Below are 24,136 nucleotides of genomic sequence, written 5' to 3' on the forward strand. Positions count from 1 at the left end.
CAGAGCACCGGCTTCCACTTCACCACCAATGACACCTGTGGAAGCGGCCTTGCTCGCGAATACGCAGTGTCAGAGTTCTCATTCGGGTCTGACACTCCGTATTCGCGAGCAAGCCCGCTCCCACATTCAGTCTTCACAGGGCATGACTCAGCGTTGTTTCATGCGGTCGATGACCACGGCCAACAGCAGGATTGAGCCGCGAATAACATATTGATAGAACGTGTCGATATTCTTCAGGTTCATCGCATTCTCGATGATCGCCAAAATCAACACCCCGGCAATCACATGGCGGATCATGCCGATGCCGCCACTCAACGACACCCCGCCCAGTACGCAAGCCGAAATCACCGTCAGCTCAAAGCCCTGGCCAATCATCGGCTGGCCGGAGGTCATGCGCGACGCCAGAATCACTCCAGCCAACGCCCCGATCACGCCATGCACGGCGAAAATCAGGATCTTGGTGCGGTCCACATTCACGCCCGCCAGCAACGCCGCTTCCGGGTTGCCGCCGATGGCCATGGTGTTGCGCCCGTAGGTGGTGTAGTTGAGCAGCCAGCCGAAGAACAGGAAGCACAAAATGGTGATCAGGATCGGCACCGGCACGCCAAACAACTGGCCGTTACCGAAGATAAAGAACTGATCCTGGGACACGCCCACCGCCTTGCCGTTGGCAAAGATATACGCCAGGCCACGCACGATCTGCATGGTCGCCAGCGTGGTGATCAACGCATTGACCCGCAGCTTGGCAATGACGATGCCGTTGATCAGCCCCACCACCAGGCCCATCAGCAGCGCGGCGCCAATGCCAAGCATCACGCTGTCGGTGTCGCGCATCACAATCGCCGCCACCACCCCGGCGCAGGCGATGACCGAGCCCACCGACAGGTCGAAGTGCCCCGACGCCAGGCAGAACAGCATGGTGCACGCAGCAATGCCCACGGTGGAAATCGCCAGGCCCAGCCCGCGCATGTTCAACGGTGAAAGGAAGTTGTCGATCAGCAAGGCGCACAGCAAAAAGATACTCACGGCGGCCAGCAGCATCGCCCAGTTGTCGAGCAGCGCACGCAGGTCAAGCGGCTTGCGCGCGGTGGGCAGCACGTTGTGTTGAGTGGTCATAATCGTCTCTCAGTTCGCCAGGCTGCGCGGCAAGGCCAGTTGCAGCAGGTTGGATTCAGTCGCGTGTTCGCGGGTTTGTTCGCCGCGCAGCGCGCCTTCGCACAGCACCAGGATGCGATCGCTGATGCCCATCACTTCCATGAGGTCGCTGGACACCACGATCACCGCAATGCCCTGAGCAGCGAGGTTATGGATGATCTGGTAGATCTCGGCCTTGGCGCCGATATCGATGCCACGGGTGGGTTCGTCCAACAGCAACACTTTCATCGGCATCGACAGCCACCGGCCGAGAATGGCTTTTTGCTGGTTGCCGCCAGAGAGGTACAGGATCTTTTGCGCGGCGTTGGGCGTCTTGACCTTCATGGCTTTGATCTGCTGGTCGGCGTTGCCCTTCTCCCAGCCGTCGCGCAGCAGCCAGCCAAACGTGGAATGGGCGCCCCGCGCACTGATATTGATGTTCTCGGCGACGCTGGACAGCGGAATGATGCCCTCCTTCTTGCGGTCTTCCGGGCACAACAGCACGCCGGCGGCGATAGCATCCCGTGGTGACTGCAAATGCAGCGGCTCACCACAGAGTTGCAGTTGCCCGGCGCTGGCCCGCTCCAGGCCGCTGAGCAGGCGGAACAGCTCCGTGCGCCCTGCCCCGACCAGCCCGAACAGCCCAAGAATCTCGCCCTTGCGCACGTTGAAACTGATCGGCTCACGCAGGCCAGGCCCCAACAGGCCGTCGACCTTGAGCGCCACCTCGCCGTGCTCACGCGGGCGGTAGTCGTAGATGTCCTGGATATCGCGGCCGACCATGCAGGTCACCAATTGATCATGGGTCAGCGCACTCATGTCGTCGAAGGTGCGCACATAACGGCCGTCCTTGAACACCGTCACCGCGTTGCAGATACGGAACACTTCCTCCATGCGATGCGACACGTAGAGCACCACTTTGCCCTCATCCCGCAGACGCGTGATGATCGCCATCAAGCGGTCGATTTCCCGCGCCGACAAGCTGCTGGTGGGCTCATCAAACGCAATCACATGGGCGCCACGGGACAGCGCCTTGGCGATTTCCACCAATTGGCGCTGGCCCAGGGACAGGCGCCCGAGCTTTTCGGCCGGATCGATTTCATCCGCCAACCCTTTGAGGCAAGCGAGGGCCTGCTTGCGCAGGAGCCCTCGGTTGACCACGCCAAAACGCGCCGGCAAGTGCCCGAGGAACAGGTTCTCGGCCACGCTCATTTCCGGCACCAGGTGCAGTTCCTGATGGATCACCGCCACGCCGCTGGCAATGCTGTCAGCAGCGTTTTTGAAGGCCATGACCTGCTCGCCGATCTGCAGCGTGCCGCTGTTGGGAATGTAGGCGCCGCCGAGGATCTTGAGCAGCGTCGACTTGCCCGCACCGTTCTCGCCCATCAACGCGTGCACCTGCCCAGGGTGGGCGCTGAAGCTGATGCCATCCAGCGCCTTGACCCCCGGAAAGGTTTTGCCGATGCCGTCAAATCGCAAGGCGGCAGCAGTCATTGCCACAGCCCGATCTTGGTCAGCTCGGCCTGGAAGTTTTCACGGGTGATCAGGGTCACTTCGTCCATGGCCGTGTACTTCGGCGGCTCGGTGCCTTTTGTGACCCACTCGTACATCATCAGCGCGGTGTTATAGCCCTCGATGTGCGGGCTCGGCAGCATCGAGCCGAAGAAGCCGCTGCTCGGTTTTTTCAGTTCGCCGATGGCGTCGGTGCCATTGATGCCGATGCCGATCACGTTGGCCGCCTTGAAGCCGGCGCTTTCAGTGGCGCGTACGCCGCCGAGTACGGTGTTGTCGTTCATGCCGCCGATGATCAGGTTTTTCGCGCCGCTGGGGAGTTTCACCAGGGCCGAGTTGGTGGCGTCCATGCTGCCTGGGACATCCAGGGTCTTGGCGGCCGTAAACAAGATGTGATCCTTGGGAATGCCGGCTTCTTCCAGGGATTTGACCGAGCCATCGGTGCGCTTCTTACCGGTGTCGAGCTCGTTGAAGGTGTTGATCACCGCATAGGTGTCCTTCCAGTCCCAGCCGCGTTTTTTCGCTTCGGCGGCCATGGCGGCGCCTTGCTTCTGGCCGACCTCAAAGGCCGCCATCCCCAGGTACGGCACGTCTTCCATGAAGTTGCCCTTGGCGTCGACGAAGCGGTCATCCACTGCGATGACTTTCAAGCCGTTGGCCTTGGCCTTCGCGACGATGGCCGGGCCGAGGGACACATCCGGCGGGCAGATCACAAAGCCTTTGGCACCGTTGGCGGCCAGGCTGTCGATGGCCGAGAGGGTTTTCTCACCGTCGGGCACGGCGATCTTGATCACGGTGAAGCCATGCTCCTTGCCGGCCTTCTCGGCAAAGGCCCACTCGGTCTGGAACCATGGCTCCTCGGCCTGCTTGACCAGGAAACCGATCTTCACTTCTTCAGCGGCCAGCAACAGCCCGCTCAAGCTCATGGCCGAGACCGCCACAGCGGCGCAGCACAGGGAACGCAAACCACGACGACGATTCATACGGGTGACTCCTTGTTGTTGTTTTTAAGTAGTACTGAGGTAGCAAGCTTGGTGTGGCGAGGGAGCTTGCTCCCGCTGGGGTGCGTAGCGCCCCCAAAAATCGGGACTGCTGCGCAGTCCAACGGGAGCAAGCTCCCTCGCCACAAGGAACCCACTCCCATAGGGTTTATCCGGCAAAGCGGTGACAGGGTTTTCCAGGCACATCAACCTCGATGGCCAATACCGCACCATCCAGGGGGTGATCCAAAGGACTGGCGGCACTGGTGATATAGAGGGTGGTGAGATCCGGGCCACCAAACACGCAACTGGTGGGGCGGCTGACGGGCAGTTCGATGATGCGGTCCACTTCGCCGTCGGGCGTGAGGCGCAACAGGCAACTGCCGTCCCAGCGGGCGTTCCAGAGATAGCCTTCGACGTCCATGGCCGAGCCATCCGGCCCGCCACGTTCGTGGGGGCCGAACCAGACTTGCGCGGGACCGAGTTGGCCGTCGGCTTGAATTGCATGCCGGTACAGCGTGCCGTCCAGGCTGTCGCCAAAGTGCACGTGGCGACCGTCGTCGCTCCACAGCAAGGTATTCGGAATGCCCAGGCCACTGAGCAACGGCGTGACCTGCGCATCGGCATCGATACGGAACAGGCCGCCGGAGCGTCGGGTGATGGGCAGGTCTTCGCCCTGCTCGCCGATATTGTTCTGCATGGTGCCCAGCCACAGGCGGCCCTGGGCATCGCAGCGCGCTTCATTGCCACGGTTACCCGGTTGCGGGTCCGCGACGCACAGCAGGGTCAGGGCTTCGGTGGCCAGGTCGAGGCGATACACGCCGCTGCTCAAGGTCACCAGGGCATCGCCGCTTTCACACGGGATGAAGGCCGAGACATGCTCGGGCAACTGCCACACCTGCAACTGCCCGCCCATCAGGCGCAGCGCCTGTTTGCCGGCGATATTCACCCAGTACAGCGCCTGGGTCGGCGCATCCCAGAACGGACCTTCGCCCAACTGCGCACGGTGCGGGGTAACGGCGATACACGACATGATGCCTCCTGGATTCTTGTTGTTCTCAGGTGCGCGTTACAGCGGGTCGCGAGATGGCGTGCCATCCACCAGCCGCTGGATACGCAACGGGTTGGCGTTTTTCAACGCGTCGGGCAGCAGGCTATCAGGGTAATTCTGGAAGCACACGGGGCGCAGGAAACGGTCGATGGCCAAGGTGCCGACCGACGTGCCACGGGCATCCGACGTGGCCGGGTACGGCCCGCCGTGCACCATTGAATCGCAGACCTCCACACCGGTCGGGTAACCGTTGAGCAGGATGCGGCCGACCTTCTGTTCCAGCAGCGGCGTGAGTTCGGCGAACTGTTGCAGGTCAGCCAGCTCGCCAATGATCGTGGCCGTGAGTTGGCCGTGTAGCCCCTGCAAGGCGGCGCTGAGCTGGGCCTGGTCGGCCACTTCGACAAACACCGTGGTCGGGCCGAAGACTTCTTCCTGCAGCACTTCATCGCCGTCAATCAACAGGCTCGCATCAGCCTTGAACAACTGCGGTTGCGCTTGGTTGCCGGCCTGTTGGCGGCCCGCCAGGTGCTGGATGCCCGGATGTGCCAGGAGCTTTTCCAGACCCTTGCCATAGCTGCCCAGGGTGCCGGCGTTGAGCATGGTCTGCGCCGGTTGGTCGCCGATCAATTGCGCGACGTGTTGGGTGAACGCGGTGAACTCAGGCGAAGCAATGCCGATCACCAAACCAGGGTTGGTGCAGAACTGGCCGCAGCCCTGGACCACCGAGGCGGTCAGGTCACGCGCGACGCTTTCAGCACGCGCGTTCAACGCCTGGGGCAGCACGATCACCGGGTTGATGCTCGACATTTCGGCAAACACCGGGATCGGCTGCGGGCGTGCTGCCGCCATGTCGCACAACGCACGACCGCCCTTGAGCGAACCGGTAAAGCCCACCGCCTGGATCGCTGGGTGCTTGACCAGCGCCTCACCGACGCCGCCACCGAAGATCATATTGAACACACCGGCGGGCATCTCGGTGGTTTCGGCCGCGCGGATGATTGCATCGGCAACCCGCTCGGCCGTCGCCATGTGCCCGCTGTGGGCCTTGAACACCACCGGGCAACCTGCCGCCAGCGCGGCGGCGGTGTCGCCGCCCGCCGTGGAGAACGCCAAGGGAAAGTTGCTCGCACCAAACACGGCCACCGGCCCCAGGCCGATGCGGTATTGACGCAGATCCGGACGTGGCAAGGGTTGGCGATCAGGCAGCGCTTTATCAATGCGTGCACCGTAGAAATCACCGCGACGCAATACGCTGGCGAACAGGCGCATCTGGCCGCTGGTACGCCCGCGCTCGCCCTTGATGCGCGCAGCGGGCAGCGCGGTTTCGCGGCAGACCAACTCGACAAAGTCATCCCCCAACGCGTCCAGCTCATCGGCCACTGCATCCAGGAACTGCGCACGGCGCGCCGCACTCAACGCGCGGTAGGCAGGATAAGCCTGCGCGGCAGCCTTGGCGGCGGCATCGACTTCCTGTGGCGTGGCCTGGTAGAACACCTGGGGCAAGGCTTCGCCAGTGGTGGCGTCGACGCTTTGCAAGGTGATGCTGCCGTTGGCGCTGCGTTGGCCGCCGATGTAGTTGTGGCCGAGGAACGAGGTCATAGGGTTCTCCTTTAAAGGGTGATGACGTTGCCGGGTTCGAAGGCCGCATCGCTGCTGCCGACACGGTTGACCAGCGGCGCGCCGAACTCGGCCTGGCTGATCTCGAACACATCGCCCGGCTGGGTGCGGATACCGTCAGCGAATGACAGGGTCGCGGTGCCGAAGAAGTGGACGTGCACATCGCCCGGCTTGAGGAACTGGCGGTACTTGAAGTGGTGGTATTCGAGGTTTTCCAGGCTGTGGCACATGTTGGCTTCGCCGCTGAGGAATTCGTTCTGCCAGATCACTTCGCCCTCGCGCAGAATGCGGCTGGTGCCCGCCAGGTGTTGGGGCAACTCGCCCACGCGCAACTCAGGGCCATAGCTGCAACTGCGCAACTTGGAATGGGCCAGGTACAGGTAGTTCTTGCGTTCCATGACGTGATCGGAGAACTCGTTGCCCACCGCGAAACCAACGCGATAGGGCTTGCTGTCCGGGCCGATGACGTAGAGGCCGCCGATTTCCGGTTCTTCGCCGGCATCTTCCGCGAAGGGAGGCGACGGGAAGGCCGCGCCGGGGCGCACCACAATGCTGCCGTCGCCCTTGTAGAACCACTCTGGTTGTACGCCCGCGTGGCCGGACTCTGGCTTGCCGCCCTCCACGCCCCATTTGAAGATGCGCATGGTGTCGGTCAACGCAGTGTCATCCCCGGCCTGGTGCATCTTGTCCCGCGCCGAGGCGCTGCCCAGGTGGGTCAGGCCAGTGCCGCTGATCAGCATGTGAGCCGGGTCCGGGTGGTCCAGTGGCGGCAGGATTTTCAGGTCGGCCAGCAAGGTGGCGTAGTCGTAGCTGTCGCCCAGGCCCAGGCTGTCCACCTGTTGCGCCAGGCCGACGCCGGCTTCGATAGCGGCCAGGGCTAATTCGCGCACCGTGCGGGCGCTGTTGACCTCACGCACTTTGCTGCCTTCCACCACGCCGACGCGGCGCTCACCGTTACGCAATTCGAACTGAACCAAACGCATGTCATTTCTCCTGAATCAAGTACGTGTAGCGCCACGGGCACTGGCGGCGAATTGGTCCGCAGGCAGCACGTGCTTGCGCTCCAGTTGGCGGTAGACCACACCCGTCAGCAGCAAGCCAAACACCATCACTGCGGACAAGAAGTACAAGCCCGACGCCAGGTTGCCGGTGTATTCCTTGAGCGCGCCGATCACGAACGGGCCGATATAGCCGCCGAGGTTGCCCACCGAGTTGATCAACGCGATGCCCGCCGCCGCACTGGCGCCGGCAAAGAACCGTCCCGGCAAGGTCCAGAACACCGCCGTGCAAGAAAACATCGCGAACGCCGCCAGGCACAGCGCAGCCATTTGCAGCACCGGCACGCTCAGCCAGGCGCTGCAGAACAGGCCGATGGCGCCCAGCACGTAAAGCACGGCGAGATGGCCGTAGCGGTCATTCAAACGGTCGGAACTGCGCGGGATGATCAGCAGGCCGATGATGCCGAAGATGTACGGCACGGCAGAGATGAAACCGGTGGTGAGGTCACTGCCGCCGAATTGCTTGATCAAGGTCGGCAGCCACAGGCCCAGGCCATAAATGCTCAGGGTCACCGGCAGGTAGAACAGCGCCAGCAGCAGCACGCGCTTGTCTTTCAAGGCATGCAGCGGGTTGCCGTGACGGGTTTGGCCGTAGGCTTGCAGGTCTTTGGCGAGTTCGCCGGTCAGCCAGGCTTTTTCATCCTCACTCATCCAGTTGACCTGCTTGGGGCCGTCCGGCAGGTAGCGCAGCACCGGCCAGGTCAGCAGGATCGCCGGGGTGCCGATGACGATGAACAGCCACTGCCAGCCATGCAGGCCAAGGATGCCGTCCATGCCCAGCAAACCGCCGGACACCGGGCCGGTGATCATCATCGCGATAGGTTGGGACAGGATAAACAGCCCGAGGATCTTGCCGCGATGACGCACCGGGAACCACTGCGTGATGTAGTAGAGAACGCCCGGAAAGAACCCCGCCTCCGCCGCCCCGAGAAGGAAGCGCATCACGTAAAAGCTGTGCGGCCCCTGCACGAAGGCCATGCCGATGGTGATGGCGCCCCAGGTGATCATGATCCGCGCAAACCAGCGGCGCGCGCCGAAGCGATCAAGCATCAGGTTGCTGGGGATCTCGAAGAGGAAGTAGCCAATGAAGAACAACCCTGCGCCCAAACCGTAGGCGGCGTCGCCAATGCCGACGTCGGCGCCCATGTGCAACTTGGCGAAGCCCACGGCGGAGCGGTCCACGTAGGCGATCAGGTACAGCAGGATCAGGAAGGGAATCAGTTTCAGCGTGATGCGCCGAATAAGCCGCAGTTCCTGGCTCATGGGGTCGATCTCCGATTGTTGTTTTTATAGAAGCTCGGGGGACGCCTCTCGCGAAAATCCGCCAGGGTCATACCTCAGTTGAAGCCGACTATATAGTATGACTATTTGCAAAACAACTCTTCCAAAGCTGCGTTTTTGCGCTTATGTTTAAGCACGCATAGAACATATAGTCATACAATAAGAGAATCGATCATGTCTGATAAAAAGCCCGGCCTACGCTCCGCCCAGTGGTTTGGTACTGCCGACAAGAACGGCTTTATGTACCGCAGCTGGATGAAGAATCAGGGCATTGCCGACCATCAGTTCCATGGCAAACCGATCATCGGCATTTGCAACACCTGGTCGGAGCTGACCCCGTGCAACGCGCATTTCCGCCAGATCGCCGAGCACGTCAAACGCGGCGTGATCGAGGCCGGTGGTTTCCCGGTGGAGTTTCCGGTGTTCTCCAATGGCGAATCGAACCTGCGCCCCACCGCCATGCTCACGCGCAACCTGGCGAGCATGGACGTGGAAGAAGCGATTCGCGGCAACCCGATTGACGGCGTGGTGCTGCTGACCGGCTGCGACAAGACCACCCCCGCCCTGCTGATGGGCGCCGCCAGTTGCGACGTGCCGGCCATCGTGGTCACCGGCGGGCCGATGCTCAACGGCAAGCACAAGGGCCAGGACATCGGATCGGGCACCGTGGTGTGGCAGCTCAGCGAACAGGTGAAAGCTGGCACCATTACCCTGGATGATTTCCTGGCGGCCGAAGGCGGCATGTCGCGCTCGGCGGGCACCTGCAACACCATGGGCACCGCGTCGACCATGGCCTGCATGGCCGAAGCACTGGGCACCTCGCTGCCGCACAACGCGGCGATTCCAGCGGTGGATGCACGGCGTTATGTGCTGGCGCATATGTCCGGCATGCGCGCGGTGGAGATGGTGCGCGAAGATTTGAAGCTGTCGAAGATCCTCACTAAAGAAGCGTTTGAAAACGCAATCCGCGTGAATGCCGCCATTGGTGGCTCGACCAACGCGGTGATCCATCTCAAGGCCATCGCCGGGCGTATCGGCGTCGAACTCGATCTGGACGATTGGACCCGCATGGGCCGTGGCATGCCGACCATCGTCGATTTGCAGCCGTCGGGCCGCTTTCTGATGGAAGAGTTCTACTACGCCGGCGGCCTGCCGGCCGTGTTGCGTCGCCTCGGTGAAGCCAACCTGATTCCCCATCCGAACGCCCTGACCGTGAACGGCAAGTCCCTCGGCGAGAACACGAAGGACTCGCCGATCTACGGCCAGGACGAAGTGATCCGCACCCTCGACAACCCGATCCGCGCCGACGGCGGCATCTGCGTGTTGCGCGGCAACCTGGCACCGCTCGGTGCAGTGCTCAAGCCCTCTGCTGCCAGCCCGGCACTGATGCAACACCGAGGCCGCGCCGTGGTGTTCGAAAACTTCGACATGTACAAGGCGCGCATCAACGACCCGGAACTGGATGTGGACGCCAACTCGATCCTGGTCATGAAAAACTGCGGGCCCAAGGGTTACCCAGGCATGGCCGAAGTCGGCAACATGGGCTTGCCCGCCAAGCTATTGGCCCAAGGCGTGACCGACATGGTGCGGATCTCCGACGCGCGCATGAGCGGCACGGCCTACGGCACGGTGGTGTTGCACGTGGCGCCGGAAGCGGCGGCCGGCGGTCCGTTGGCCACAGTGAAGGAAGGTGACTGGATCGAACTCGACTGCGCCAACGGCCGTCTGCACCTGGACATCCCCGACGCAGAGCTGGCGGCACGCATGGCCGACCTGGCGCCACCCGAGAAGCTGATCGTCGGTGGCTATCGCCAGCTGTACATCGACCATGTGCTACAGGCCGACCAGGGCTGCGACTTTGACTTCCTGGTGGGTTGCCGTGGGGCGGAAGTCCCAAGGCATTCCCACTAATTGGGATGCTATGATGCGGCGAATTCAAGCCAGAGCCTCCCTGTAGACATGGATCACCAGCCGTCCAAGCCGCGCAAGAGCCAGCATGCCCAGATCGTCCAGGATTTGGGCATGCACATCGTTTCCGGTCGCTTCAAGCCCGAAGAACGCTTGCCCATGGAGGCCACGCTCTGCGAGGAGTACAAGGTCAGCCGCTCGGTGTTGCGTGAAGCGACCCGCGTGCTCAGCGCCAAGGGCCTGGTGTATTCCAAGCCCCGGGTGGGCGCGGTGGTGCGGCCACGCTTGAAATGGCACCTGCTCGACCCGGACGTGCTGTCCTGGTTGATGCAATCCACGCCCCACAGCGAGTTCTTCAACACCTTGGCCGGCGTGCGGCGCATCCTCGAACCGGAAATCGCCGCCATGGCCGCGACCACCGCCACCGACGAAGACATCGCCACCATCGAGCAAGCCTACCTGGGCATGGAAACCGCGCAGACCCACGAACAGCTGTTGCAGGCTGACCTGGATTTCCACCGCGCGATTGCCGACGCCACCCGCAACGACCTGCTGGCCTATATGTGCAACATGCTGTCGCTGCCGTTGCGCGAGTCGATCAACATCACCAACCGCCGCCCGGATATCCAGGGCCTGAGCCTGCCCCGGCACAAGGCGATCCTCACTGCCATTCAGAACCGCGATGCCCTGGGCGCGCGGCATGCGTCGCTGGTGCAGCTGGATGACACGCGGGTGGCGTTGGATACGGTGATGAATGTGCTCACGCCGCTGTAGTGTGGGAGCTGGCAGCCAAGCTCTATCAGGTGTAAATCAATCCAAATGTGGGAGCGGGCTTGCTCGCGAATGCGCAGTGCCAGTCAACAGATTCAGTGACTGACACTCAGCATTCGCGAGCAAGCCCGCTCCCACAAGGGTTATGCGGTGTGCCTGCCCATCCTGCTATTGGTTTACAGGGTGTAGGCAATCCCCACCTGCACCGTGCGCGGTTCACCCGGATACGCATACACGTTGCCGAACGCGCCTTCTTCATAGTCGCGGTTGAACAGGTTCTTCACGTCCAGGTTCAGACGGATTTTATCATTGACCTTGTAGTAGCTGAGCAGGTCGACCACGGTGTAGGCGTCCATCGAGAATGCAGTGTTGGACGTCTGCCCCGCGCGCTCATCCACGTATTTGCCGCCCGCCCCCAGGCCCAGGCCCTTGAGGGCGCCGTCCTGGAATTCGTAGACGTTGAGCAGGCTGAAGCTGTTGCGCGGAATGTTCAGCAAGCGGGTGCCGGTGTGCAGGGTGTTGTCCTTGGTGACTTCGGCGTCCACGTAGGCATAGCCGCCAATCACGCGCCATTGCGGGGTGATGTTGCCGGCGACGTTGAGGTCCAAACCTCGGCTGCGCACCTGGCCGGCCGCGACACTGAAGGTTGAGTCGAGCGGGTCGGTGGTGAGCACGTTTTTCTTCTCGATCTGGTAGATCGCCGCGTCGACACTCAGTTGGCGATCCAGGGCTTCCCACTTGATGCCCATCTCATAGGACTTGCCTTTCTCCGGCTCAAAACCACCCCCCTGACGGCTGGCACCGGTGTTGGGCTTGAACGAACGGGCTGCGTCCGCGTACACCGCGACGGTGTCGGTGAGGTCGTAGATCACGCCCATGCGCGGGGTGACCGCGTTATCGCTGGCTTCCCAGCTTTTACCGCCTGGCACATAGGTGTGGTAGTCATGTTCGAAACGCTCGAAGCGGGCGCCGGCCAGCACTTTGAGGCGCTCGGTCAGGGCGACCTGGTCCTGGACGAAGGCGGCGTAGGTCTTGAGGTTTTCCTTGTCGTGGGTCGGCGTGCGTGTGAGCGCCGGGCGCGGCTGGCCGTAGACCGGGTTGAAGATATCGATGGGGTAGGCACCCACTGCGCCGCTGGAACGCTGGATGATCGACTTGTAGTCGTAGTCTTCGAACTCGACGCCGCTCAGCAGCGTGTGGTCGAAACCGCCGGTGGAGAAATGCCCGGTGAGGTTGAGTTGGGTGTCCTTGTCGGTCCACTCCAGCTTGCGGTAGTTGAAGTTGCGGCCCAGGGTGCGCCCGTCAGCGGCCAGGCCGTTGGCTTCGATGGCGTTGCCTTGCAAGGTGCCGTCGAGCCACTGAAAACCGCCGCCCAGGGTCCAGTTTTCGTTGAGCAGGTGCTCGAAACGCAATTGCGCCATGCTGTTGTCGTTGTGCAGTTTGCCGGCGTCTTTTTCACCCCAGAAGGTGTCGCGCGAAGGCGTGCCTTTTTGATTGGGGTAACGCGTCAAGCCACGGTCCAACGGGTGATTGTTGCGCATGAAGTCACCTTCGAAGATCACCTTGGTGTCATCGGTGGCCTGCCAGGTGATCACCGGGGTCACGCCGTAGCGCTCGGTTTCCACGTGATCACGGAAGGTGTCGCCGCCCTCACCCACCACGTTCAAGCGATAGGCCAGGCGACCGTCTGCATCCAACGGGCCGGACGCGTCAAGGGTGGCGCGCTGCATGCCCTGGTCATCCAGTTGGCTGCCGAGGGTCACCGTCGGCTCGGCCAGCGGTTGCTTGGAGACCACGTTGAAGGTGCCACCGGGATCGCCACGGCCGTAGAGCATGGTCGCCGGGCCGCGCAGCACCTCCAGGCGCTCGATGGTGTTGGCGTCGGGCATGTTCGGGTAGCCGCGATTGATCGGGAAACCATTGCGGTAGAACTCGCCGGTGGTAAAGCCGCGCACGGTGAAGGTGGTGAGGCCCTGCCCGCCGAAGTTGTTGGCGCGGCCGACGCCGCCGGCGTAGTCCAGCGCGTCCTGCAGGCGGGTGGCGCCGATGTCCTCGACCACCGCCCTGGACACCACGCTGATGGACTGCGGGGTTTCGTGGATCGAGGTATCAGTGCGCGTCGCACTTGCCGAGCGGGTGGCATGGTAGCCCTGCACCGGACCCTGGGCGGTTTCGTAGTCGGCCGCGCCCGTAATGCTGGTGGTCTGCAGCTCGATCGCGGCTTTTTCAAGCGGTTCGACCTCCGCCCAGCTCAACGGGGAAAACGCCTGAAGCACACACACGGAAAGCAGGGTACGACGCATGAAGGATAAACCTAGTGAAAGAGCCAGATGGGGCGGCATATCTGCCAATTATTCTGCGCGGCATGATATGTCAAATCATTACCGTTTGGCATTTATTCTCATTAACGACTTATCGAGTAACCGCTTTGTATCAACGCACGGCAAAAACCGCGCAAAAAAAAGCCACTCTCACGAGTGGCTTCTGTCACGCCCTTACCGCCTCAGCGATAACGTTCCAACCAATGCGCATAAGGTGCAGGCAAGGTCCACGACGACTTCTCGACGCCCAGCTCCTTGGCCGCAAAGTACGCCCAATGCGGGTCAGCCAAGTGCGCACGCCCCACCGAAACCAGGTCCAGATGCCCGGCTTGCAAGGCGCCTTCCGCCAGTTGCGGCGTGCCGAAGCCCCAGGCCGAGGTCACCGGAATGCCGGCTTCACGACGCACGCGCTCAGCGATCGGGCCCATGAACGCCGGACCCCATGGAATATTGGTGTCGGGAATGGTGAAGCCGACGCTGACACTCAGCAGGTCCAGGCCACCGGCCTTGAAACGACGGGCCAGTTCGATAGATTCGGTGAGGGTCTGCTCGTCGCGACCGTCGTATTCGATCACACCGAAACGCGCGGTGAGCGGCAGGTTTTCCGGCCACACTTCGCGCACGGCGGCCAGGGTTTCCAGGAGGAAACGGCTGCGGTTGTCGAAGCTGCCGCCGTAGGCGTCGGTGCGTTGGTTGGAGTGCTCGGAGAAGAAGCTCTGGCCCAGGTAGCCGTGGGCGAAGTGCAGTTCGATCCACTCGAAACCGGCGTCGCGGGCGCGGCGGGCGGCGTCGACGAAGTCCTGACGCACACGGGCGATGTCGTCCAGGGTCATGGCGCGCGGCACTTGCGGCAGGTTGGCACCGAAGGCGATGGCCGACGGTGCGATGGTTTCCCAGCGGCGCGCATCGGATGTGGCCATATGGTCGTCACCTTCCCACGGGCGGTTGGCGCTGGCCTTGCGGCCGGCATGGCCAATCTGGATGCCCGGCACCGAACCGGCAGCCTTGATGGCCTGCACCATCGGCACGAAGGCCTCGGCGTGGGCGTCGCTCCAGAGCCCGGCGCAGCCTGGGGTGATACGGCCTTCCGGCGCGACGGCGGTGGCTTCGACCACTACCAGGCCAGCCCCGCCACGGGCCATGCTGGCCAGGTGCACAAGGTGCCAATCGTTGACGATGCCATCATCGGCCATGTACTGACACATCGGCGGAATGGCAATGCGATTGCGCAGGGTGACGTCTTTGAGTGTGAACGGTTCGAACAATGCGGACATGTTGACTCCAGCCAGTGGTTGATTGATTCGATAGTTCGATGGTAATCGAACTATGGTATTCAACGATAGCCCCCTGTTATGATTCGCTTCATGCGAGCCTTCAAACACCCTCCCCTTCAAGACCTGACCCTCGAACGCGTGCTGTACGCCCTGAGCGATCCGGTGCGCCTGGAAATCGTGCGCTGCCTGGCCGGCGTGCCAGAAGCCACCTGCGGCGAGTTGGACGGCGGGCGGCCCAAATCGAGCATGTCGCATCACTTTCGCGTGTTGCGCGATGCCGGGTTGGTGCAGACCCGCAGCGTGGGCACCACTCATCTGAATGCGTTGCGTGCGGAGGATCTGGAGGGCCGCTTTCCCGGCTTGCTTGCGAGCATTCTGGCCCAGCGTTAAGAAACGATTCAGCTAACGCAATCATTGGCACCGAACCTTTCCCCCGAACCCACGTCCGAGCTTAAGCACTGTTGCTTACCGCTCGCCGCGAGGTCTTCGTTTGAAAGCTGCCATCCTCAAAAAGTACCGCCTGATCATCAAGACCATGGGCTACGTGGGCTGGGCGTTGTTCTGGCTATTGCTGTGGGACGTCGCCGTCACCGTAGACTTCATGCTGTTTCTCACCGCCAAGATCAATTTACCGCTGATGCCCCTGACCCTGCTGGGTTCGGCGCTGGTGGTGCTGATCAGTTTCCGTAACAGCAGCGCCTACAATCGGTGGTGGGAAGCCCGCACGCTATGGGGCGCGATGGTCAATAACTCGCGCAGCTTTGCGCGCCAGGTCTTGACCTTGCTGGACGACCCCGACGGCGAAGTGAACCCGGTCAAGGCCACCCTGTTGCGCCGTCATGTAGCGTACGTGAACTGCCTGGCCGCCCATCTCAAGGGCCAGCCATGCCCTGAAGAAGTCCGCGCCTTCATCCCCAGCGAAGAGTTCGCGCGCAATGGCGCCACCAACAACTTCGCCAATGACATCCTCACCGGCTCGGCCGCACTGCTCGCCAAAGAATATAAAGCCGGTCATCTGGACAGCATCCGCCTGGCGCGACTGGAGTCGACCCTGGTGGACTTGTCCAACGCCCAGGGCGGCATGGAACGGATTGCCAACACCCCGCTGCCCTACCCCTACGTGTATTTCCCGCGCCTGTTCATCTCGTTGTTCTGCCTGATCGTACCGGTGGGCCTGGTGGAATCCCTGGGTTGGTTCACCCCGCTGGCCTCGACGGTGGTGGGTTTCATGCTGCTGGCCATCGAGCGCATCGGCACCGACCTGCAAAGCCCGTTCAACTCCAGCGAACACCAGATCCAGATGGAAACCATCTGCGAAACCATCGAGAAAAACCTGCAGTCGATGCAGCGTGATGCGCTGGGTGGCGAGCGCATCGGTTAAACCCTCCTTTGGCCCTCAAGTGCGTGCTCCCGCAGTCGATACACAGGGAGTACGCATGGGCCACACCTCCCTCAAAACAACACATGCGACGCTCGACGCCACTGTTTTCTCCTTGCCAAAAATTATAAATACCCGCGGGTGAAGTCATGAATATCAAGCAAAAGCTGACCTGGGCGTTTGCCGCCATCGCGTGCGTCCCGGTTATTTTGGTCGCGGTACTGGTTGTGCTGAATCTGCGCGAGGGGGCCCAGGCCAATTTCCTCGACAGCAGCGGCCGTGAGATTCGCCAGATCGACAATGGCATGAAGCAGTTCTTCGACGGCATCAGCCAGAACGTCGACTATGTGGCCAAGGACCCGCGCGTTGTCGCGGCCAAGGACCTCAAGAGCTACGCGGGCGCCGACGCCGCACAAATCCCCCTCACCCCCACCAATAAAGAACTGCTGGAGATTTTCGACCAGTTCGCCAAGAGCCATCCGAGCACCGCTTACCTGTCCCTGGGCTTGAAAGACGGCGGCTACGCCAGTTGGCCCGACGACACCAAACTCAACAATTACGACCCGCGCGTACGCCCCTGGTACCAGGCGGCCATCGCCGCACCGGGCAAAACCGTGCGCACCGGCGCCTACTATTGGGCGCCGGACGATGTGACGCTGATCGGCACCGTGCATACCGTGGCCGACGCCAGCGGCAATATCCTTGGCGTGGTCGGCCTGGACGTGTCGCTCAAGCAACTCACCGAACTGGTGCGCAACATCAAGCTCGGTGACAGCGGCTACCTGATGCTGGTGGAAGGCAACGGCAACGTGCTGGTGGACCCCAGCGATGCCAAGCACAACTTCAAGCCCCTGGCCGACCTGGGCCCGAACTACGCCGAACTGGCCAAGCGCGGCGACGGCGTGACCCAGATCGAGATCGATGGCGTGGCCTACATGGCCAACATGGTCAGTTCCAAAGACCTGGGCTGGCGTTTTATCGGCCTGATCAAGCGCGACGAAGTCATGGCCGGCGCCACCCGCCTGACCTGGTTGATCGCCGCCATTGCCGCGGTATTGGCGTTGGTGTTCGCGGTGGTCGGCGCCAGCTTTGCCAGCGTGATCGTGCGGCCGATTCGCGGCGTGGCCGACGGCCTGCAAGAGATCGCCGAAGGTGAAGGCGACCTGACCCGTCAGCTCAAGGTGCAAGGCAAGGACGAAACCGCCAGCCTGGCCGGCTGGTTCAACCAGTTCCTGAGCATGATCGCCCAGTTGGTGCAGCGAATCGGCAACGCCTCGTCGGACCTGCAGACCGCCGCCGCCGACACCAGCCAAGTCGCCAACAACATGAACCAGGCCGCCGGCCGCCAGCGCGAAGCCGTGGAACTGGTGAGCACGGCGTTCAACGAAATGGTCGCCACCGCCAACGAAGTCGCGCGCTCCTGCAGCGCCGCCGCCACCAGTGCCGACGAAGGCTACCGTGATGTGCACGACGGCCAGCACCACATCGGCGAGGCCACCGGCAGCGTGCTCAAGCTCAGCGAAGACCTGCAGAAATCGACCCAGACCATGCAGTTGCTGGAGCAGGACAGCAAGAACATCAACACCATCCTCGACACCATCCGTTCGATTGCCGAGCAGACCAACCTGTTGGCGCTGAACGCGGCCATCGAGGCTGCCCGTGCCGGGGATCAAGGCCGAGGTTTCGCGGTGGTCGCCGACGAGGTCCGCGCCCTCGCCCGCCGCACCGCCGACTCCACCGGCGAGATCGACAGCCTGCTCGGCAACCTCGCCCGTCGCACCCAGGAAGTGACGCAACAGATGCAAGGCAGCCTGCTGGTGTCCCACACCAGCGTGGAACGTATCCAGCAGGCCCGCGACAGCTTCGACAAGATCCGTGGTTCGGTGGACTCGATCCGCGACCAGAACACCCAGATCGCCACCGCCGCCGAAGAGCAGCACCAAGTGGCCGAAGAGATCAACCGGCACATCGCGCAGATCCATGCCGACGCGCAGTTGGTCGAAGGCTTCGCCCACTCGGCGCAGACCGGGTCAGGTCGGTTGACGGATATTTCGGGTCAGCTCAAGGGGTTGGTGGGTCGGTTCAAGTTCTAGATCCGGCTTGGGGCTCTCGGCTTCGCCGTCGAGGGCCTTGCGCATTTTCACCACGTCCAATGCCCCCACCCACTTGGCAATGGCCAGGGTGCCCACGCCGTTGCCGATGGTGTTGGTGATTGCCCGCGCCTCCGACATAAAGCGGTCCACCCCCAATAACAACACCATGCCCGCCACCGGAATCGTGCCCAGCGACGACAACGTCGCCGCCAGGATAATGAAGCCAGAACCGGTCACCCCCGCCGAGCCCTTGGACGTGAACATCAATACCGCCAGCACGATCAACTGATCGGTGAGGGTCAAGGGTGTGTTGGTGGCCTGGGCGATAAAGATCGCGGCGATGGTGTAGTAGATCGCCTGCCCGTCCGGGTTGAAGGTCAGGCCGGACGGGATGATCATCCCGGCCACCGGCTTGGACACACCAGCCTTCTCCATCTTGGCGATCATCTGCGGCAGTACCGACTCCGACGAACTGGTGCCGAGCACGGTGAACAGCTCTTCCTTGATGACCTTCAGGAACTTCCACAGGCTGAACCCACTGTAGCGGCAGATCGGCCCCAGCACGAAGATCACGAACACGGCGCAGGTCAGGTAGACACAGGCCATCAGCTTGCCGAGGGAAAACAGCGAGCCAAAACCGTATTTGCCGATGGTGAAGGCAATCGCGCCAAACGCGCCGATGGGCGCCAGGCGCATCACCATGTTGACGATGCGAAACATGCCTTGCATCAGGCTGTCGAGCGTGTCGACGAAGGGTTTGCCACGTGGCCCCACCGCCGCCAGCGCGACGCCAAGCAGGATGGAAAACAGCAGGATCTGCAACACGTTGCCCTTGGCAAAGGCATCCACCAGGGTGTCGGGAATGATGTTCATGATGAAGTCCATGAACGACGCATGTTTGACCGCCGTGGTGTAGGTGGCCAGGCTCGACGTGTCGAGGGTCGCCACATCGATGTTCATGCCGGCGCCGGGCTTGAACACATCCACCACCACCAGCCCGACCACCAGGGCCAAGGTAGACACCACTTCAAAGTAGATCAACGCGCGAAAGCCCACGCGCCCCAGTTCTTTCATGTTCTCCATCTTCGCGATGCCGGTGACCACCGTGAGAAAGATCACCGGCGCCAGGAGCATTTTGATCAGCTTGATGAAGGCATCACCCAAGGGCTTGAGCGCGGCACCGGTCTCAGGGACACAGACCCCGACAATCGCGCCGAGGATCACCGCGAGCAGTACTTGTACGTAGAGTTTGCCAAAGATTCTTTTCATGACAGGGCCCTGATTCTTATTGTTGTCAGGGAGTGCCAAGGGGCTGGCGTGCAACCCCTCGGCGTGGTGCCGCCGTACTTCAGTGAATCAGCGGTTGATCAGCGCGATAACCGCATCGGTGATCTGGCGGGTGGTCGCCGTGCCACCCAGGTCCGGCGTGTGCAGGCCGCTTTCGGTGACGGCTTCGATCGCCGACATCAGTTGCCGGGCCGCGGCCGGTTCGCCCAGGTGTTCAAGCATCATCGCGGCGGTCCAGAAGGTGGCGACGGGGTTGGCGACGCCCTTGCCGGTGATGTCGAACGCCGAACCGTGGATAGGCTCGAACATCGACGGGAACTGGCGCGACGGGTTGAGGTTGGCCGTGGGCGCTATGCCCAGGCTGCCGGACAGCGCGGCGGCGAGGTCGGAGAGGATGTCGGCGTGCAGGTTGGTGGCGACAATCACGTCCAATGTCGCGGGCTTGAGCACCATGCGCGTGGTTACGGCATCCACCAGTTCCTTGTCGACCTTCACGTCGGGGAAGTCCTTGGCCACTTCATAGAAGATTTCGTCCCACAGCACCATGCCGTGGCGCTGGGCGTTGGACTTGGTGACCAGGGTCAAATGCTTGCGCGGACGGCTGCGCGCCAGTTCGAAGGCAAAGCGGTGGATGCGCTCCACACCGGCGCGGGTGAACACCGAGACTTCCGTCGCCACCTCTTCCGGCAGGCCGCGATGCACTCGGCCGCCGTTGCCGGAATATTCACCTTCGGAGTTCTCGCGCACCACCACCCAGTCAATCTGCTCGCCGTTGTGCAACGGGCTTTTCACCCCTGGCAATACCCGCGCCGGGCGCACGTTGGCGTATTGGTCGAAGCCTTGGCAGATCGGCAGGCGCAGGCCCCACAGCGAGATGTGGTCCGGCACATTCAGCGCGCCCACGGCGCCAAAGAAAATCGCATCGAAGGTTTTCAATTCGGCCAGGCCGCCTTCGGGGATGTAGTAGCCATTCTTCAGGTAATTGTCTGAGTTCCAGTCAAAATGCTTGAAGTGCAAGGCGAAACCGGCTTTTTGCGCCAGGCTTTGCAGCACTTCCACACCCGCCGCGATTACTTCCACACCAATGCCGTCACCCGGGATTGCTGCAATCTTGTATGCGCTCATCGATTACTCCACTTCGTCACGTTGTTGTTTTTGCCGTTGGACCAGGCTGTCCAAACGGGGTGTGATCGGAGTATATGTAGCGATCCAAGCCGCATGATCGACTCGAAATCACTACATAATTAACTTTGAGTTATGAATGAGCCAGACCCTGGATTTGTCGTTTTTCTACCTGCTGGCCAATAAAGGCAGCCTGGTCGCCACCGCCCGCGAATTAGGCGTGACCCCGCCGGCGGTGAGCAAACGCCTGACGGCGCTGGAGGCACGCCTGGGCATCCGGCTGGTCAACCGCACCACCCGCTCCATGAGCCTGACCACCGAGGGCGAGCTGTACTTCAGCCAGGCGGCGCGCATCCTCACCCAGATCGACGAACTGGAGCAGCAGCTCAGCAGCAGCCGCGCCACGCCCAAGGGCCTGATCCGCGTGAATGCGTCCCTGGGCTTTGGTCGCCGGCATATCGGCCCGGCCCTTGCCGCGTTTTTCACGCAGTACCCGGAAGTGGAGATCCAGCTGGAAATCAGCGACCACCCGCTGGACCTGACCACCCACGGCTTCGACCTGGGCATTCGCTTCGGCAGCCTGCCGGATGCGACCTTCCATGCACGCAAGATCGCCTCCAACCGCCGCTTGCTGTGCGCATCGCCGCTGTACCTGGACAAATACGGCACGCCGCAGAAGCTTGCCGACCTGCACCAGCACAACTGCATTTTCATCCGCCAGAACGAATCGCCCTATGGCGTGTGGTCGTTCACCCACGGCGGTCACACCGAGAACATCAAGGTGCAAGGCGCGCTGGGCTGCAACGACGGCGAAGTGGCGCTGAACTGGGCGCTGGAGGGCTACGGGATTTTGCTGCGCGCCGAATGGGACATCGCCCGCTACGTGCGCAGCGGACGCCTGCGCCTGGTGCTGGAAGACCAGACGCCGACCCGCGCCGATGTGTATGCGGTGTACCCGCAGCAATTGCACCTGTCGGCGCGGGTGCGCAGCCTGATCGACTTTCTGATCGAGCGTTTCAAGCACCTGGATAAGGTGGATGACGCGCTGATGCCTGACTGAGGTGCGTCAGCCCACGGAGGCATCCACCTTGAGTTCCGTCGAACGCCCGGTGGCCTTGAAAAACACCAGCACGGCAATCCCCAGCGCAATCCAGCACGTGCCGCCGACCTTGGCATAGCTGTCGGAGTTGACCAGCACGTAGCTGATGATCACAAAGCCGATCAGTGGCACCAGCCCGTGCACCAGCCGGCGACCGGCGCTGCGGTAGTGCCAGGCCACGGCCACATGGAGTAGCAAAAACGCGGTCAGCGCACCAAAGTTGCACATCGACGCCAGCAGGTTGATCTGCCCCACGAAGAACAGGCCGAGCACCAGGCTCAGGCCCGCAACCAGCAATGTCGCGCGCTGCGGCACGCCGGTGACCGGGTGCACCTGGCTGAGAAACTGCGGTAACTGGCGGTCCCGCGCCATGGCGAATAACAGGCGCGAGGTGGCAGCCTGGGCCACCAAAGAGTTGGCGATCGCTGCGCCGATGGCCACGGCCAGGGCAATCACCACTTGCAACCAGGGCCCGGCCACCAGGCGGCCGATTTCATAGAAGGCGTTGTTCGACGCATCGGCATCCGGGTACTGCACCAGGTTGGGCTGCAGCAGCGCGGCCAGCCAGGTCTGCACCATGAATAACGCCGCCACCAACGCCAGTGCCCACAGCGTCGCACGCCCCACCGCGCGGCTGCCGCCACGGGTTTCTTCCGACAAGGTGGAAATCGCATCGAAGCCCAGGAACGACAGCACCGCCACCGACAACGCGCTGAAGATCAGCGGCAGGGAAAACTCCTCCGGGTTGTACAGCGGCTTCATGGTCCAACTGGCGCCATTCACGCCGTTGCTGATCGCGATACTCGCCAGCACCACGAACACCACCAGCACCACCAACTGCCCGTAGAGGAACAAGCGGTTGGCGCGAGCGGTGGTCTGGATACCGCGCAGGTTGACCAGGGTGTTGAGCACCACGAAAAACACGATCCACAGCGGCTGAGGCACGGCGGGGATCACGTTGGCCATGGCGTTGGCGCCGATCACGTAGAGCAAGGTGGGCACCAGCAGGTAGTCGAGCAGGATCGCCCAGCCCGCCAGGAACCCCAACTGGCTGTTCAGCCCACGCCCGACGTAGGCATACACCGAACCCGCCACCGGGAACGCATGGGACATCTGCTGGTAACTGATGGCGGTGAAGAGCATGGCGACAAAGCCGATCAGGTAGGTCAGCGGGACCATGCCGTGGCTGGCGTCGAACACCCCACCAAAGATCGAGAACGGCGCCAGCGGCACCATGAACACCATGCCGTAGATCAGCAGGTCACCCAGGCTGAGCTGGCGCTTGAGTTGTTGGGTATATCCGAAACGCGCCAGCTGCGCGCTGTCACCGGGGGTGGAAGGATCTATCATGATGACGCTCCGCAAGGGTTGAACAGAAGCCTCACTCTAGGGCGGTACAGGCTGGCAGCTCTATCCTGAAAAATACTAGGTTTTGGCCTTGGCAGACTGTTTGCTTGAAAAACCGCGCAACCCCACGCCCGGAGGCGCCATGCACACCGACCTGATGCGATTCAGCGAGCAACTCGCCCACACCACGACGCTGGATGCGTGCCTGGCCGAGGTTCAGGCCGCCACTAACTCACTGGGTTTCAAGACGCTGATCTACGACTATGCCCCCGTGCCAGTCAGCCATGAAGGCGCGCTGATCACGCCGTCAGTGTTCAAGACGCTGAATGCCCCGACGGACATGCACGCCCTGTGGTGCGAGCGTGGCTATTACCAGATTGATCCGGTGCAGCAATACGCAGCACGCCGCACCACGCCATTTGTCTGGTCATTTGGCACGGACACGCACTGGAACGGCGCCCTCACCGAGGCCCATCGTCCAGTGGCTCACTACATTCGCGACTACGGCCTGAGCACCGGCTTGACCGTGCCGCTGCACTTGCCCGATGGCGGTTTCGCCACGCTGACGGCGATTGTCGACGGCACGCCCAACGGCGCCGAGCAGCAAGCCCAGCACAACCTTGGCGAGATGCTGGTGCTGGCCCACGCCTTCCAGGCCAGGGCCAGCGAGTTGCTGGCGCCGGCCGAGCGCTGCTGCACGCACATCCACCTCACCCGCCGCGAACGCGAGTGCCTGCAACATTCGGCCAAGGGGCTGACAGCCAAAGGCATTGCCGCCACCCTCAACCGCTCCCAGGCCACGGTCAACCTGCACCTGGTCGGCGCCGCGCGCAAACTGGGCGCGCGCAACCGTGTGGAAGCGGTCGTGCGCGGCCTGCATTACCGGCTGGTGGAAGTCTGAGA

The 24,136-nt window shown here is 62.4% G+C and carries 18 protein-coding genes and 2 pseudogenes; 8 read left to right on the plus strand and 12 right to left on the minus strand.

The window, feature by feature from the left end; genetic code table 11:
* Nucleotides 1–147 precede the first annotated feature (147 nt).
* The 7 genes from araH to HX812_RS07195 form a co-directional block, all read right to left on the minus strand.
* The gene (gene araH / locus HX812_RS07165; protein ID WP_038847701.1) at nt 148–1,116 is read right to left on the minus strand and encodes an L-arabinose ABC transporter permease AraH; all 969 of its coding nucleotides are present in this window, start codon (nt 1,114–1,116) and stop codon (nt 148–150) included.
* A gap of 9 nt (nt 1,117–1,125) precedes the next feature.
* The gene (gene araG, locus HX812_RS07170) at nt 1,126–2,628 is read right to left on the minus strand and encodes an L-arabinose ABC transporter ATP-binding protein AraG (protein WP_038847702.1); all 1,503 of its coding nucleotides are present in this window, start codon (nt 2,626–2,628) and stop codon (nt 1,126–1,128) included.
* Nucleotides 2,625–3,629, minus strand: coding sequence for a substrate-binding domain-containing protein (locus HX812_RS07175; protein WP_016976497.1), 1,005 nt, complete (start codon nt 3,627–3,629; stop codon nt 2,625–2,627). Before HX812_RS07175 ends, araG begins: the two co-directional genes overlap by 4 nt.
* A 166-nt stretch (nt 3,630–3,795) precedes the next feature.
* The gene (locus HX812_RS07180; protein ID WP_038847704.1) at nt 3,796–4,659 is read right to left on the minus strand and encodes an SMP-30/gluconolactonase/LRE family protein; all 864 of its coding nucleotides are present in this window, start codon (nt 4,657–4,659) and stop codon (nt 3,796–3,798) included.
* 36 nt (nt 4,660–4,695) lie between these two features.
* Nucleotides 4,696–6,276 (minus strand): aldehyde dehydrogenase (NADP(+)), encoded by a 1,581-nt coding sequence (locus HX812_RS07185; protein ID WP_038847706.1) that lies wholly within the window; start codon nt 6,274–6,276, stop codon nt 4,696–4,698.
* An 11-nt stretch (nt 6,277–6,287) separates the two neighbouring features.
* Nucleotides 6,288–7,277, minus strand: a complete 990-nt coding sequence (araD1, locus tag HX812_RS07190) for an AraD1 family protein (protein WP_038847707.1) — start codon at nt 7,275–7,277, stop codon at nt 6,288–6,290.
* Nucleotides 7,278–7,292: 15 nt separating this feature from the next.
* A complete protein-coding gene (locus tag HX812_RS07195) occupies nt 7,293–8,615 on the minus strand; it encodes an MFS transporter (RefSeq protein WP_038847708.1) in 1,323 nt (440 codons plus the stop codon).
* Between the two features lie 192 nt (nt 8,616–8,807).
* On the opposite strand from HX812_RS07195, the gene HX812_RS07200 reads away from it, so the two are divergent.
* Together HX812_RS07200 and HX812_RS07205 are read left to right on the plus strand one after the other, a co-directional pair.
* Nucleotides 8,808–10,544, plus strand: coding sequence for an IlvD/Edd family dehydratase (locus HX812_RS07200; RefSeq protein WP_038847710.1), 1,737 nt, complete (start codon nt 8,808–8,810; stop codon nt 10,542–10,544).
* A gap of 48 nt (nt 10,545–10,592) precedes the next feature.
* Nucleotides 10,593–11,315 (plus strand): FadR/GntR family transcriptional regulator, encoded by a 723-nt coding sequence (locus HX812_RS07205; protein WP_010211221.1) that lies wholly within the window; start codon nt 10,593–10,595, stop codon nt 11,313–11,315.
* A gap of 173 nt (nt 11,316–11,488) precedes the next feature.
* On the opposite strand, the gene HX812_RS07210 is transcribed toward HX812_RS07205, so the two are convergent.
* The gene (locus HX812_RS07210) at nt 11,489–13,615 is read right to left on the minus strand and encodes a TonB-dependent siderophore receptor (RefSeq protein ID WP_038847091.1); all 2,127 of its coding nucleotides are present in this window, start codon (nt 13,613–13,615) and stop codon (nt 11,489–11,491) included.
* Nucleotides 13,616–13,815: 200 nt separating this feature from the next.
* Nucleotides 13,816–14,907, minus strand: a complete 1,092-nt coding sequence (locus tag HX812_RS07215; RefSeq protein WP_038847089.1) for an NADH:flavin oxidoreductase/NADH oxidase — start codon at nt 14,905–14,907, stop codon at nt 13,816–13,818.
* 90 nt (nt 14,908–14,997) lie between these two features.
* Between HX812_RS07215 and HX812_RS07220 the strand changes: the two genes are divergently transcribed.
* The 4 genes and pseudogenes from HX812_RS07220 to HX812_RS32350 form a co-directional block, all read left to right on the plus strand.
* Complete coding sequence (locus tag HX812_RS07220) at nt 14,998–15,297, plus strand: helix-turn-helix transcriptional regulator (protein ID WP_025999930.1); 300 nt, start codon at nt 14,998–15,000, stop codon at nt 15,295–15,297.
* Between the two features lie 100 nt (nt 15,298–15,397).
* Nucleotides 15,398–16,288, plus strand: coding sequence for a bestrophin family protein (locus tag HX812_RS07225; protein WP_016978827.1), 891 nt, complete (start codon nt 15,398–15,400; stop codon nt 16,286–16,288).
* Nucleotides 16,289–16,434: 146 nt separating this feature from the next.
* Nucleotides 16,435–17,514, plus strand: a pseudogene (locus tag HX812_RS32345) (cache domain-containing protein); the annotation flags it as partial.
* A 327-nt stretch (nt 17,515–17,841) separates the two neighbouring features.
* A pseudogene (locus HX812_RS32350) lies at nt 17,842–18,378 on the plus strand (methyl-accepting chemotaxis protein); the annotation flags it as partial.
* Here HX812_RS32350 and HX812_RS07235 read toward each other — a convergent pair.
* Complete coding sequence (locus tag HX812_RS07235; RefSeq protein WP_038846519.1) at nt 18,316–19,647, minus strand: dicarboxylate/amino acid:cation symporter; 1,332 nt, start codon at nt 19,645–19,647, stop codon at nt 18,316–18,318. The pseudogene HX812_RS32350 and the gene HX812_RS07235 overlap by 63 nt on opposite strands.
* Before the next feature lie 87 nt (nt 19,648–19,734).
* Entirely contained in the window at nt 19,735–20,790 is a 1,056-nt protein-coding gene (locus HX812_RS07240; RefSeq protein WP_038846516.1) for a tartrate dehydrogenase, read from the minus strand.
* Between the two features lie 136 nt (nt 20,791–20,926).
* On the opposite strand from HX812_RS07240, the gene HX812_RS07245 reads away from it, so the two are divergent.
* Nucleotides 20,927–21,847: a LysR family transcriptional regulator gene (locus tag HX812_RS07245; protein WP_038846513.1), complete on the plus strand. Its 921-nt coding sequence runs from the start codon at nt 20,927–20,929 to the stop codon at nt 21,845–21,847.
* Nucleotides 21,848–21,853: 6 nt separating this feature from the next.
* On the opposite strand, the gene HX812_RS07250 is transcribed toward HX812_RS07245, so the two are convergent.
* Nucleotides 21,854–23,236, minus strand: coding sequence for an APC family permease (locus tag HX812_RS07250; RefSeq protein WP_038846511.1), 1,383 nt, complete (start codon nt 23,234–23,236; stop codon nt 21,854–21,856).
* Between the two features lie 139 nt (nt 23,237–23,375).
* On the opposite strand from HX812_RS07250, the gene HX812_RS07255 reads away from it, so the two are divergent.
* The gene (locus tag HX812_RS07255; protein WP_050572434.1) at nt 23,376–24,134 is read left to right on the plus strand and encodes an autoinducer binding domain-containing protein; all 759 of its coding nucleotides are present in this window, start codon (nt 23,376–23,378) and stop codon (nt 24,132–24,134) included.
* Nucleotides 24,135–24,136 lie beyond the last annotated feature (2 nt).

This window comes from Pseudomonas sp. IPO3749 (assembly GCF_013386605.1).
Classification (GTDB): Bacteria; Pseudomonadota; Gammaproteobacteria; order Pseudomonadales; family Pseudomonadaceae; genus Aquipseudomonas; species Aquipseudomonas azotoformans_A.

Excerpts from the sequence above, each read along its gene's own strand:
- araH (WP_038847701.1), bottom strand. The coding sequence starts at position 1,116 with ATGACCACTCAACACAACGTGCTGCCCACCGCGCGCAAGCCGCTTGAC.
- araG (WP_038847702.1), bottom strand. The coding sequence starts at position 2,628 with ATGACTGCTGCCGCCTTGCGATTTGACGGCATCGGCAAAACCTTTCCG.
- HX812_RS07175 (WP_016976497.1), bottom strand. The coding sequence starts at position 3,629 with ATGAATCGTCGTCGTGGTTTGCGTTCCCTGTGCTGCGCCGCTGTGGCG.
- HX812_RS07180 (WP_038847704.1), bottom strand. The coding sequence starts at position 4,659 with ATGTCGTGTATCGCCGTTACCCCGCACCGTGCGCAGTTGGGCGAAGGT.
- HX812_RS07185 (WP_038847706.1), bottom strand. The coding sequence starts at position 6,276 with ATGACCTCGTTCCTCGGCCACAACTACATCGGCGGCCAACGCAGCGCC.
- araD1 (WP_038847707.1), bottom strand. The coding sequence starts at position 7,277 with ATGCGTTTGGTTCAGTTCGAATTGCGTAACGGTGAGCGCCGCGTCGGC.
- HX812_RS07195 (WP_038847708.1), bottom strand. The coding sequence starts at position 8,615 with ATGAGCCAGGAACTGCGGCTTATTCGGCGCATCACGCTGAAACTGATT.
- HX812_RS07200 (WP_038847710.1), top strand. The coding sequence starts at position 8,808 with ATGTCTGATAAAAAGCCCGGCCTACGCTCCGCCCAGTGGTTTGGTACT.
- HX812_RS07205 (WP_010211221.1), top strand. The coding sequence starts at position 10,593 with ATGGATCACCAGCCGTCCAAGCCGCGCAAGAGCCAGCATGCCCAGATC.
- HX812_RS07210 (WP_038847091.1), bottom strand. The coding sequence starts at position 13,615 with ATGCGTCGTACCCTGCTTTCCGTGTGTGTGCTTCAGGCGTTTTCCCCG.
- HX812_RS07215 (WP_038847089.1), bottom strand. The coding sequence starts at position 14,907 with ATGTCCGCATTGTTCGAACCGTTCACACTCAAAGACGTCACCCTGCGC.
- HX812_RS07220 (WP_025999930.1), top strand. The coding sequence starts at position 14,998 with ATGCGAGCCTTCAAACACCCTCCCCTTCAAGACCTGACCCTCGAACGC.
- HX812_RS07235 (WP_038846519.1), bottom strand. The coding sequence starts at position 19,647 with ATGAAAAGAATCTTTGGCAAACTCTACGTACAAGTACTGCTCGCGGTG.
- HX812_RS07240 (WP_038846516.1), bottom strand. The coding sequence starts at position 20,790 with ATGAGCGCATACAAGATTGCAGCAATCCCGGGTGACGGCATTGGTGTG.
- HX812_RS07245 (WP_038846513.1), top strand. The coding sequence starts at position 20,927 with ATGAGCCAGACCCTGGATTTGTCGTTTTTCTACCTGCTGGCCAATAAA.
- HX812_RS07250 (WP_038846511.1), bottom strand. The coding sequence starts at position 23,236 with ATGATAGATCCTTCCACCCCCGGTGACAGCGCGCAGCTGGCGCGTTTC.
- HX812_RS07255 (WP_050572434.1), top strand. The coding sequence starts at position 23,376 with ATGCACACCGACCTGATGCGATTCAGCGAGCAACTCGCCCACACCACG.